17 protein-coding genes and 1 pseudogene are annotated in these 7,923 nt (G+C 63.7%); all 18 read left to right on the top strand.

Features of this window, described 5'->3' with window-relative positions:
- Positions 1–140, top strand: a pseudogene (gene tuf / locus ACOQFR_RS00740) (elongation factor Tu); the annotation flags it as partial.
- A 245-nt stretch (positions 141–385) separates the two neighbouring features.
- Positions 386–697, top strand: a complete 312-nt coding sequence (gene rpsJ, locus ACOQFR_RS00735) for a 30S ribosomal protein S10 (RefSeq protein WP_022968186.1) — start codon at positions 386–388, stop codon at positions 695–697.
- Between the two features lie 10 nt (positions 698–707).
- Positions 708–1,355 (top strand): 50S ribosomal protein L3, encoded by a 648-nt coding sequence (gene rplC, locus ACOQFR_RS00730; RefSeq protein WP_421377591.1) that lies wholly within the window; start codon positions 708–710, stop codon positions 1,353–1,355.
- A gap of 11 nt (positions 1,356–1,366) precedes the next feature.
- Positions 1,367–1,969 carry a 50S ribosomal protein L4 gene (gene rplD / locus ACOQFR_RS00725; protein ID WP_421377589.1) on the top strand — a complete coding sequence of 201 codons (603 nt, stop codon included), beginning with the start codon at positions 1,367–1,369 and terminating at the stop codon, positions 1,967–1,969.
- Positions 1,966–2,262 carry a 50S ribosomal protein L23 gene (gene rplW, locus ACOQFR_RS00720; protein ID WP_421377587.1) on the top strand — a complete coding sequence of 99 codons (297 nt, stop codon included), beginning with the start codon at positions 1,966–1,968 and terminating at the stop codon, positions 2,260–2,262. The genes rplD and rplW overlap by 4 nt, the downstream gene beginning before the upstream one ends.
- Positions 2,263–2,273: 11 nt before the next feature.
- Complete coding sequence (gene rplB / locus ACOQFR_RS00715; RefSeq protein WP_421377585.1) at positions 2,274–3,101, top strand: 50S ribosomal protein L2; 828 nt, start codon at positions 2,274–2,276, stop codon at positions 3,099–3,101.
- A gap of 6 nt (positions 3,102–3,107) precedes the next feature.
- Positions 3,108–3,380, top strand: a complete 273-nt coding sequence (gene rpsS, locus ACOQFR_RS00710) for a 30S ribosomal protein S19 (protein ID WP_139447952.1) — start codon at positions 3,108–3,110, stop codon at positions 3,378–3,380.
- Positions 3,381–3,392: 12 nt separating this feature from the next.
- Complete coding sequence (gene rplV / locus ACOQFR_RS00705; protein ID WP_421377583.1) at positions 3,393–3,728, top strand: 50S ribosomal protein L22; 336 nt, start codon at positions 3,393–3,395, stop codon at positions 3,726–3,728.
- Positions 3,729–3,744: 16 nt separating this feature from the next.
- Positions 3,745–4,446, top strand: coding sequence for a 30S ribosomal protein S3 (gene rpsC, locus ACOQFR_RS00700; RefSeq protein WP_421377582.1), 702 nt, complete (start codon positions 3,745–3,747; stop codon positions 4,444–4,446).
- A 6-nt stretch (positions 4,447–4,452) separates the two neighbouring features.
- Positions 4,453–4,866 (top strand): 50S ribosomal protein L16, encoded by a 414-nt coding sequence (rplP, locus tag ACOQFR_RS00695; RefSeq protein ID WP_421377580.1) that lies wholly within the window; start codon positions 4,453–4,455, stop codon positions 4,864–4,866.
- 1 nt (position 4,867) lies between these two features.
- Positions 4,868–5,053, top strand: coding sequence for a 50S ribosomal protein L29 (gene rpmC / locus ACOQFR_RS00690; RefSeq protein WP_421377578.1), 186 nt, complete (start codon positions 4,868–4,870; stop codon positions 5,051–5,053).
- A 9-nt stretch (positions 5,054–5,062) separates the two neighbouring features.
- The gene (gene rpsQ / locus ACOQFR_RS00685; RefSeq protein WP_421377576.1) at positions 5,063–5,326 is read left to right on the top strand and encodes a 30S ribosomal protein S17; all 264 of its coding nucleotides are present in this window, start codon (positions 5,063–5,065) and stop codon (positions 5,324–5,326) included.
- A gap of 11 nt (positions 5,327–5,337) precedes the next feature.
- The gene (rplN, locus tag ACOQFR_RS00680) at positions 5,338–5,706 is read left to right on the top strand and encodes a 50S ribosomal protein L14 (RefSeq protein ID WP_034213292.1); all 369 of its coding nucleotides are present in this window, start codon (positions 5,338–5,340) and stop codon (positions 5,704–5,706) included.
- 14 nt (positions 5,707–5,720) lie between these two features.
- A complete protein-coding gene (gene rplX / locus ACOQFR_RS00675; protein WP_421377573.1) occupies positions 5,721–6,035 on the top strand; it encodes a 50S ribosomal protein L24 in 315 nt (104 codons plus the stop codon).
- Positions 6,036–6,046: 11 nt separating this feature from the next.
- The gene (rplE, locus tag ACOQFR_RS00670) at positions 6,047–6,589 is read left to right on the top strand and encodes a 50S ribosomal protein L5 (protein ID WP_421377571.1); all 543 of its coding nucleotides are present in this window, start codon (positions 6,047–6,049) and stop codon (positions 6,587–6,589) included.
- A gap of 17 nt (positions 6,590–6,606) precedes the next feature.
- Positions 6,607–6,912 carry a 30S ribosomal protein S14 gene (gene rpsN, locus ACOQFR_RS00665; RefSeq protein ID WP_421377569.1) on the top strand — a complete coding sequence of 102 codons (306 nt, stop codon included), beginning with the start codon at positions 6,607–6,609 and terminating at the stop codon, positions 6,910–6,912.
- 61 nt (positions 6,913–6,973) lie between these two features.
- The gene (rpsH, locus tag ACOQFR_RS00660) at positions 6,974–7,369 is read left to right on the top strand and encodes a 30S ribosomal protein S8 (RefSeq protein ID WP_421377567.1); all 396 of its coding nucleotides are present in this window, start codon (positions 6,974–6,976) and stop codon (positions 7,367–7,369) included.
- A 13-nt stretch (positions 7,370–7,382) separates the two neighbouring features.
- A complete protein-coding gene (rplF, locus tag ACOQFR_RS00655) occupies positions 7,383–7,910 on the top strand; it encodes a 50S ribosomal protein L6 (protein WP_421377566.1) in 528 nt (175 codons plus the stop codon).
- Positions 7,911–7,923: the final 13 nt, after the last annotated feature.

The raw sequence follows: 7,923 nt of genomic DNA, 5'->3' as shown, positions 1-7,923 counted from the left end.
AGATGGTGATGCCGGGCGACAACGTGAAGATGGTGGTCAGCCTGATCGCCCCGATCGCGATGGACGAGGGCCTGCGCTTCGCGATCCGCGAGGGTGGCCGCACCGTCGGCGCCGGCGTGGTTGCCAAGGTCATCAAGTAAGCCTATAATTCGCGGCTCGGTCGCCCCCCAGGGCGGCCTACATACGAAATGAGGGGCAGGACGCCCCTCGTGTTCGCGGCCAGGACGGTCGAAGCTGTGTAAAACAACCCTTTACAGGGTGGTTTAACACAAGCTATACTTTCTTGCTCGGTGGACCAGACATGGTCCGCCGAGTTTGTTTTCCACGGGAACCAGGGCGCAAAGCCCCTGATTCCGACGCTCTTTACCGTGACAAGGACATCGCCATGGCGGACCAGAAGATCCGGATTCGGCTCAAGGCCTACGATCATCGCCTGATTGATCGATCGGCTTCCGAAATCGTGGAGACGGCCAAGCGGACCGGCGCGCAGGTGCGCGGCCCGATCCCGCTGCCGACCAAGATCGAACGCTACACCGTGCTGGTGTCGCCGCACGTCGACAAGGACGCGCGTGACCAGTACGAGACCCGCACCCACAAGCGTGTGCTGGATATCGTTGACCCGAACGACAAGACCGTCGACGCGCTCATGAAGCTCGAGCTCGCGGCCGGCGTCGACGTTCAGATCAAGCTGACCTGAGGCCAACACCATGACGACCAAAAACATTGGAATCGTGGGCCGCAAGGCGGGCATGAGCCGCATCTTCACCGAGGATGGCCGCTCCATCCCGGTGACCGTGATCGAGGCCAGTCCGAATCGCATCACCCAGATCAAGACCACGGAAACCGACGGCTACACCGCCGTGCAGGTGACCGCCGGCGCCAAGCGCGCCGCCCTGGTCAACAAGCCGCTGTCGGGCCACTACGCCAAGGCGAAGGTGGAAGCCGGTCGCGGCCTGTGGGAATTCCGCGTCGCCGACAAGGACGCGGGCAATTTCGAAGTGGGCGCCGAGATCAAGGCGGACATCTTCACCGTCGGCCAGCTGGTCGACGTTGCCGGCATCACCAAGGGCAAGGGCTTCCAGGGCACGATCAAGCGCTGGAACTTCAAGATGGGCGACGCCACCCACGGTAACTCGCTGTCGCACCGCTCGCCGGGTTCCATCGGCCAGCGCCAGACGCCGGGCCGCGTGTTCCCGGGCAAGAAGATGTCCGGCCACATGGGCGCCGTGCAGCAGACGATGCAGAACCTGGAAGTGGTCAAGGTCGACGCCGAGCGCGGTCTGATCGCGATCAAGGGTTCCGTTCCGGGTGCTCCGGGCGGCGATGTCGTCGTGCGCCCCACGAGCAAAGGTTGAGGAGTTAGATAATGGAACTCGCCGTTATTGGAAGCGCCAAGAAGCTGTCGGTCTCCGACGCTGTCTTCGGTCGCGAATTTAGCGAGGATCTGGTGCACCAGGTGGTGGTTGCGTTCCGCAACGCCGGCCGTGCAGGCACCAAGGCCCAGCTGACGCGCTCGGAAGTCTCCGGCACGACCAAGAAGTTCAAGAAGCAGAAGGGCGGCGGTGCCCGCCACGGTGACTACCGCGCCCCGATCTTCATCGGTGGTGGCGTGACGTTTGCCGCCAAGCCGCGCAACTTCGCCCAGAAGGTGAACCGCAAGATGTACCGCGCCGCTGTCTGCGCGATCATCTCCGAGCTCAACCGCCAGGACCGCCTCAAGATCGTCGACGCGTTCGACATCTCCGAGCCGAAGACCAAGGCACTGGTTTCCAAGTTGAACGAGATGGGCATCGCCCATCCGCTGATCGTCACCGAGGACGGCTCCGAAGCCCTGTTCCTGGCCGCCCGCAACCTGCCGTACGTGCAGGTCCGCGACGTCCAGGGCCTGGATCCGGTCGCCCTGGTCGGTGCCGAGTACGTGATCATGACCGCGGAAGCTGTCAAGAAGGTCGAGGAGTGGCTGGCATGAGCAACATCAAGATCCTCGGCATCATCCGCGCCCCGCGTGTCTCCGAGAAGACCGCGCGGATCCAGGAGCAGAGCAACCAGTACGTCTTCGAAGTGGCGCAGACCGCGACCAAGGCCGACGTCAAGTCCGCCGTTGAGTCGCTGTTCAACGTCAAGGTCGAAGCGGTCAACGTGTTGAACGTGAAGGGCAAGAGCAAGACCTTCCGTTCCCGCGCCGGCCGTCGCGGCGACTGGCGCAAAGCATACGTTCGCCTGGCCGAAGGCCAGTCGATCGACGTGATGGCCAAGGCCTGAGGCGAGTACCCATGGCACTAATGACTTTCAAGCCGACCTCGCCTGGCCGCCGCGCCATGGTGCGCGTTTCCACCGCTGGCCTGCACAAGGGCGGCCCGCTGGAATCGCTGGTCGAAAAGCAGAGCAAGAGCGGCGGCCGTAACAACTACGGTCGCATCACCACCCGCCACATCGGCGGTGGCCACAAGCAGGCGTATCGCATCATCGACTTCAAGCGCGACAAGGAGGGCATCCCCGCCCGTGTCGAGCGCGTCGAGTACGATCCCAACCGCACCGCGCACATCGCGCTGCTGTGCTACGCCGATGGCGAGCGTCGCTACATCATCGCCCCCAAGGGCCTGGTGCAGGGCGACCAGGTCATCGCGGGCAAGGATGCGCCGATCAAGACCGGCAACAGCCTGCCGCTGCGCAACATGCCGGTGGGTTCGACCGTGCATTGCGTCGAGATGAAGCCCGGCAAGGGTGCCCAGCTCGCCCGCGCCGCCGGCGCCGGCGCCCAGCTGATCTCCCGCGACGGCGGCTACGCCACCCTGCGCCTCCGCTCCGGCGAGATGCGCAAGGTGCCGGCCGACTGCCGCGCCACGATCGGTGAAGTCGGCAACGTCGAGCACAACCTCGAGAAGCTGGGCAAGGCCGGTGCGAAGCGGTGGCGCGGCGTCAAGCCGACCGTCCGCGGCGCCGCCATGAACCCGGTCGACCATCCGCACGGCGGTGGCGAGGCCAAGGCTGGCCAGGGTAATCCGCATCCGGTGTCCCCGTGGGGCACGCCGGCCAAGGGTTACAAGACGCGCAAGAACAAGCGCACCCAGAAGTTCATCGTGCGCGATCGCAGGGGTTGATAGGCCATGGCACGTTCTCTTAAGAAAGGTCCCTTCATCGACCACCACCTCGTCAAGAAGGTGGAGGCCGCCCAGGGCAACAGCAAGAAGCCGATCAAGACCTGGTCGCGTCGTTCCATGATCCTGCCGGAAATGGTCGGGCTCACCATCGCCATCCACAATGGCAAGGTGCACGTCCCGGTTCTGGTGAACGAGAACATGGTTGGCCACAAGCTCGGCGAGTTCGCCCTCACCAGGACCTTCAAGGGTCATGGCGGCGACAAGAAAGCCGGCAAGTAAGGAGCAATGACGATGGAAGCCAAAGCCATTCTCCGCACGGCCCGGATCTCGCCGCAGAAGGCCCGCCTGGTCGCCGACCAGGTGCGTGGCCTGCCGGTGGCCCGCGCCGCCGACCTGCTGCAGTTCTCGGACAAGAAGGCCGCCCACATGATCCGCAAGGTCCTGTGGTCCGCCATCTCCAATGCCGAAAACAACCTCGGCGCCGACATCGACGAACTCAAGATCACCAGCATCATGGTGGACGAAGGTCCCGTCCTGAAGCGCTTCATGGCCCGCGCCAAGGGCCGCGGCACCCGCATCCTCAAGCGCACCAGCCACATCTCCGTGGTTGTGGGCTCCGGCAAGTAAGGCAGGGACGAAGCATATGGGTCACAAAGTTCATCCGACCGGAATCCGCCTGGGCATCGCCAAGGACTGGAATTCCAAGTGGTTCGCCAACAAGCGCGACTACGCCCAGTACCTCACGTCCGACCTGAAGGTCCGTGCGATGCTGCGCAAGAAGCTCGCCCAGGCCGGCATCTCGAAGATCCTGATCGAGCGCCCGTCGAAGTCCGCCCGCGTCACGATCCATTCCGCCCGTCCGGGCGTGGTGATCGGCAAGCGCGGCGAGGACATCGAGAAGCTGCGCAAGGAAGTCTCGGACATCATGGGCGTTCCGGCGCACATCAATGTCTCCGAGGTGCGCAAGCCCGAGCTCGACGCGCAGCTGGTGGCCGAATCGATCGCGCAGCAGCTCGAGCGCCGCATCATGTTCCGCCGCGCGATGAAGCGCGCCGTGGGCAACTCGATGCGCCTGGGCGCCCTGGGCATCAAGGTCAACGTCGCCGGCCGCCTCAACGGCGCCGAGATCGCGCGTTCGGAGTGGTACCGCGAGGGCCGCGTGCCCCTGCACACCCTCCGCGCCGACATCGACTACGGCTTCGCCGAAGCCCTCACCACCTACGGCATCATTGGCGTGAAGGTGTGGGTCTACAAGGGCGAGATTTTCGATTTCAGCCAGGTTGGCCAGGAGAAAGTGGAAGAGCGCACCGAGCGCCCGTCCCGCCCGGCGAAGGAAATGAGGTAAGCCGCCATGCTGCAACCCAAGCGAACCAAGTACCGCAAGGTCTTCAAGAGCCGCAACGACGGCCTTAGCTGGGCCGGCGCCGCCGTCAGCTTCGGCGAGTACGGCCTGAAGGCGACCCAGCACGGCCAGCTCACCGCTCGCCAGATCGAGGCCGCGCGTCGTTCCATCAGCCGCTACGTCAAGCGCGGCGGCAAGATGTGGATCCGCGTTTTCCCCGACAAGCCCATCACCAAGAAGCCCATCGAGGTCCGCATGGGCGCCGGCAAGGGCAACGTCGAGTACTGGGTGGCCCAGATCGCCCCCGGCCGCGTGATCTATGAAATCGAGGGTGTCGACGAAGCCACCGCTCGCGAGGCGTTCCGCCTGGCGGCCGCGAAGCTCTCGGTCACCACCACTTTCGTGACCCGGACGGTGCGCTGATATGGAACTCAAGGAACTGCGTAACAAGTCGGCGACCGAGCTGAAGAACCACCTGCTGGACCTGCACAAGGAGCAGTTCGCGCTCCGCATGCAGAAGGCCACGGGTCAGCTCAACGCCCCCCACCGCATCAAGCTGGTCCGTCGCGAAATTGCGCAGACGATGACCCTGCTGACTGTAAAAGAGTAAGGGCGAGCCATGAGCGATAATGCCAACCAGACGCGCACGGTCGAAGGCCGCGTCGTCAGCAACAAGATGAACAAGTCCGTGACGATCCTCGTGGAGCGCCAGGTCAAGCACCCCCTGTACGGCAAGTACATCCGGCGCTCGACCAAGCTGCACGCCCACGACGAAGAGAACGCCTGCAACGAAGGCGACGTCGTCCGGGTCAGCGAGTGCCGTCCGCTCTCGAAGACCAAGAACTGGCGCGTGGTCGAAATCATCACGCGCGCCGCGAAGTAAGGAGGCCAGAAATGATCCAGGTACAGAGCTACCTCGAGGCCGCCGACAACTCCGGCGCCAAGGAAATGATGTGCATCAAGGTGCTCGGCGGCTCCAAGCGCCGCTACGCGCACATTGGCGACATCATCAAGGTGACCGTCAAGGACGCCATTCCCCGCGGCAAGGTCAAGAAGGGCGAGGTCTACGACGCCGTCGTGGTCCGCACCCGTTCCGGCGTGCGCCGGGCTGATGGTTCGCTGATCCGTTTCGACGGCAACGCGGCCGTGCTGCTGAACAACAAGCAGGAGCCGATCGGCACCCGCATCTTCGGGCCCGTGACCCGTGAACTTCGCTCCGAGAAGTTCATGAAGATCGTCTCGCTCGCTCCCGAAGTGATCTGAGCGAAGGAACAGACATGAACCGTATCCGCAAGGGCGACCAGGTGATCATCATCGCCGGTGCCGACAAGGGCAAGAAGGGTGAGGTTGTGCGGGTTGCCGGCGACAAGCTCGTCGTGCAGAACGTCAACATCATCAAGCGCCACACCAAGCCGAACCCGCAGGCGAACGTCGCCGGCGGCATCGTCGAGCGTGAAGCGCCGATCCATATTTCCAACGTGATGCTGTTCAACCAGGCCAGCGGCAAGGGCGAACGCATTGGTTTCAAGGTGCTCGAGAATGGACGCAAAGTGCGTGTGTTCCGCTCGAGCGGTGAGGCGATCGACGCCTGAAGGATGATGTCATGACCACCCGTCTCGAAACGTTCTACAAGGAAACTGTCGTTCCGCAGCTGATGGAGAAGTTCGGCTACGAGAACATCATGCAGGTTCCCCGCGTCTCCAAGATCACGCTGAACATGGGCGTGGGCGAGGCCGTGGGCAACAAGAAGATCCTGGAAAATGCCGTCGCCGACATGACCAAGATCGCCGGCCAGAAGCCGATCACCACCAATGCCCGCGTCTCCGTCGCCAGCTTCAAGATCCGCGACGGCTGGCCGATCGGCTGCAAGGTCACCCTGCGCCGCGCCAAGATGTTCGAGTTCCTGGACCGCCTGATCAACATCTCGCTGCCCCGCGTGCGTGACTTCCGCGGCGTGTCGGGTCGTTCGTTCGACGGCCGTGGCAACTACAACATGGGCATCAAGGAACAGATCATCTTCCCGGAAATCGATTTCGATGCCGTTGACGCCATGCGCGGCATGGACATCGCCATCACCACCACGGCGAAGACCAACGAAGAAGCCCGGGCGCTGCTGCAGGCCTTCAACTTCCCGTTCCGCAACTGATTTCGAGGATATAGATCATGGCCAAGACGTCGATGGTTAACCGCGACATCAAGCGCAAGAAGCTGGTGAAGAAGTTCGCCACCAAGCGCACGGAACTCAAGAACATCATCAGCAGCGTCACCGCTTCTTTCGAAGAGAAGATGGACGCCGCCACCAAGCTGCAGAAGCTGCCGCGCGACTCGAGCCCGAGCCGCGTCCGCAACCGCTGCGAACTCACCGGCCGCTCGCGCGGCGTGTACAGCAAGTTCGGCCTCGGCCGCAACAAGCTGCGCGAAGCCACCATGCGTGGCGACGTTCCCGGCCTCCGCAAGGCCAGCTGGTAATCGCCGGCCCTCCGGGGCCAGCGGATATCGGTGCTCCTGACACCTACAAGGGTAAGAATCAATGAGCATGACTGATCCTATCGCCGACATGCTGGTGCGCATCAAGAATGCGCTCGCCGTCGGCAAGCCGCAGGTTTCCATGCCTGCCTCCAAGATGAAGCTGGCGATCGCCACCGTGCTGAAGGCCGAGGGTTACATCGGCGACTTCCGCGTGAACGGCGAAGTGGCCAAGGCCAAGCTTGAAATCTCCCTGAAGTACTACGAGGGCAAGCCGGTGATCGAGCGCATCGAGCGCGTCTCCCGGTCCGGCCTGCGCAAGTACAAGGGCAAGGACGAGCTGCCGAAGGTGCTGGCCGGCCTGGGCATCGCCATCATCTCCACCTCCCAGGGTCTGATGACCGATCGCCAGGCCCGCGCTGCGGGCGTGGGCGGCGAAGTCATTTGCCTCGTGGCCTAAGGAGAACGCACCCATGTCCCGCGTTGCCAAGAAGCCGATCCAGATGCCCAAGGGCGTCGAATTCAAGTCCACCGCCGACCAGGTCACCGTCAAGGGCCCGAAGGGCACCCTGAACCTCGCCAAGCCCAAGGGCGTCGAGTTCACCCTGGAAGACGGCGTACTCCAGCTGTCGGCCGTGAATGCCGACGACCTGCCGATGGCCGGCACCGCCCGCGCCATCCTGGCCAACATGATCCAGGGCGTGGCCGAAGGCTTCACCCGCAAGCTCGAGCTGGTCGGCGTCGGTTACCGCGCCGCCATGCAGGGCAAGGACCTGGCGCTGAGCCTGGGCTTCTCGCACCCCACGGTGTACGTCGCCCCCGAAGGCATCACGCTCGCTACCCCCACCCAGACCGAGATCCTGGTTTCGGGTGCGGACAAGCAGCAGGTGGGTGAGGTTGCAGCCAAGATCCGCGCGTACCGCAAGCCGGAGCCCTACAAGGGCAAGGGCATCCGTTACTCCGGCGAGAAGATCATCATGAAGGAAGCCAAGAAGGCCTAATGGGCGCTTCCGC

It is taken from the genome of Arenimonas sp. MALMAid1274 (assembly GCF_049195245.1).
GTDB lineage: Bacteria > Pseudomonadota > Gammaproteobacteria > Xanthomonadales > Xanthomonadaceae > Arenimonas.
This window is presented reverse-complemented; position numbering and strand designations above follow the sequence as displayed.